General features: G+C 44.1%; 1 protein-coding gene. It reads right to left on the reverse strand.

The genetic code is table 11. The features are described 5' to 3' along the window. Positions 1–91 precede the first annotated feature (91 nt). Positions 92–1,897, reverse strand: coding sequence for a group II intron reverse transcriptase/maturase (gene ltrA / locus DQX05_RS30020; protein WP_182914979.1), 1,806 nt, complete (start codon positions 1,895–1,897; stop codon positions 92–94). Between the last annotated feature and the right edge of the window lie 697 nt (positions 1,898–2,594).

The raw sequence follows: 2,594 nt of genomic DNA on the forward strand, positions 1-2,594 counted from the left end.
ATAAGAATAGGTAAGGTTTTGAGGTAATCTCCGCCTTTTCCCCTCTTCCACACCGTGCGTGCGACTTTCACCGCACACGGCGCTCCATCTTCTACAGATTAACGTTAATAGGTTCCAGGTTACTCATTTTTCGATATTGATTAATCGTCATGACCATTGATTTAGCCAGATCGATCCTCTTCATGAGTTTATCAATCGTATCCGCAGCTGTTGCGTGGATTAGTACGTGAATATCCTTATGGACGATACGTAAGTTGCTGAAGCTGTCATTACCACCGAGATATACCGGTTTGAGGTGGTGACAGTGGACATCTGACGCGAACAAGAACATGTTCGTAATCTCGCATTTACCCATTTTCATGCTGTATCGGCTAATACGGTTATCTAGGTACTCCACACTGCGATTTGGGATGTTGGATTCCAACAGTTTAATGATTTCCGATTGAACGCTAATCTGTAACTTCTTATGAATGTTTTCTCTTCCTTCATGTGTGAACGGAGTTAGATTTTTTCCGAAGCACATGTTGTTAGAAGTTTTAACGTCCCGAATCGGAAACAGGTAGACACCACATACTTTAAAAGTTTTGTAATTGCCATAAAAAAATTTTTTGTATGACGGCGGTGGATTCGTTGGATGCTCGTATTTCCCAATTTGCCTAAGACGATTGAATGTGAACGCTTTGAGATCATAGCCAAGTCGTGAGAACTCCGGATTTACCTGTGTTGCTTTGCAGAAGTAGTTGTGAATCCCAAGGACAAAGCTATTGAATCGGTTAGTGTTAAGTGCGGTTGGCGATTGACGAATTTTTTTAATTCGCCTCTTCGCCTCCAGCTTGATTTCTCGTTTCTTCTTATCACTAATACCCGTGCTTGCGACCATCCTTTTGCCTTTTTTAACTGCACGTATCGTAAATCCTAGAAACTCTGATTTCCGTTTCCTTAAGTTTACAGTCTGTGATTTTTCAGGCGAGATGTCGAGTTTAAGGCGATCTTTTAAGTAAAGTCTTACGGCGTGATACCACTTTTGGGCCGTTTTCCAATCCCGACAGAGGATTTTGAAGTCGTCCGCATAGCGGACGATGTATCCTTCTTTGAGGTTGGTTTTCTTCAGCACCTGGGTTCTATATCCAACGGTCGTGAATGATTCTCTTGACTGGAATTGCTCCCATTGCTTCGCGATCCATTGATCAAGGTCATTCAGCACAATGTTGGATAGGAGAGGTGACAGAATGCCGCCTTGTGGTGTCCCTTTTAAAGGAACTCCTTCTCCAGTGATTTCAGCTTTAAGCATTTTACTTATGATGCGCAGGGTTTTCTTATCTCTGATCCCAATGTTCCATAGTTGCTTAACCAGCAGTGTGTGGTTGACATTATCGAAAAAACCCTTAATATCGATATCCACTACATAGTGAAGCCCGGCCAGGTTAACAAGGTGTTGAACTCTAGCGATTGCATGGTGTGCAGATCGCAACGGCCTGAACCCATAGCTATGCTTGAAGAAATAGGCTTCCGCTATTGGTTCGAGTATCTGTTTAACACATTGTTGGATTATCCGGTCGAGTATGCATGGAATACCAAGTGGACGTTTGTTTCCATTCGGCTTTGGGATGAACACTCGTCTGACTGGTTTGGGCTGATAGTTCGCAAGCTTGCCTTGAATTAGGGCTACAATTTCTTCCTCAGTTAGAGTCTTAATGTTCTTAATTGTTCTCCCATCCGTACCTGGCGTATGTGAGCCTTTGTTGGATTTAATCGTCCGAAAAGCCAACAGGATGTTATTACGTGACTTGATAAGCTCATAGAGCCGTGTAAATTTCTCCTTGTTTACGGCTTTTGAATGAAGATCCGTAAAGGTGTCGGTCATGTTGTAGTAGTCCCAATATCGAAGAGCTTGCACTGTGGACCACCCCCTTATTGGAGCAGTGTTCCCACGTTCGTACCTGATCGGTGCAATTCACTTTTGGAAAATTTATTTAATCTGTACAAGACTCAGGGCTGTTCCTCGGCTTCCATTACGGAAGCTTCATCAGTCGTGCCCTTACTCTCACAAGGAAAAATGCATTTCGGCACACGCCTTATAGCAACCGTCTCGGTTGACAGATCTTATTGCGACGTTCCTTGCTTTCTTTGTTCCCTGAATCCTAGCTATCCCTGAGAGCCTTAGGTGCTACCTTTAGGCCTGTGGGCTGGACACCGCCGTAGTTCGGTGTAACGAATTTCCTAAGCGTGATTCGTACTTTTCGTTACCCACATCAGCATACGCTGATACATATGTTTCCATATGTTATAGGTTTAGACCCGTACATTCAGTAGTTTGTCAGTCCTTCAGTTGGACATTCTCACCATAGCTCCCTTTTCAGCCATCCGACATATCCGTTGACATACCTTCTCCTAAGAGTGGCTCTAGCCTTCGTTCTGCCGACTTCACCTAGCTCCCTACAGGGAGGTACTGTCTTACCATCCGCAGGTAGGAGTATTAATGGAGTGGTCTCGGCGTACATGGTCACCTCATTACCGCTCTCGGAAACAGAGTTAGGTTCTATTGAACCCCTGCTTTTCCTGCTGTGTAGCAGTTATAGCAGAACAAATCGCAC

This window comes from Paenibacillus thiaminolyticus, assembly GCF_003591545.1.
GTDB classification, from domain to species: Bacteria; Bacillota; Bacilli; order Paenibacillales; family Paenibacillaceae; genus Paenibacillus_B; species Paenibacillus_B thiaminolyticus_A.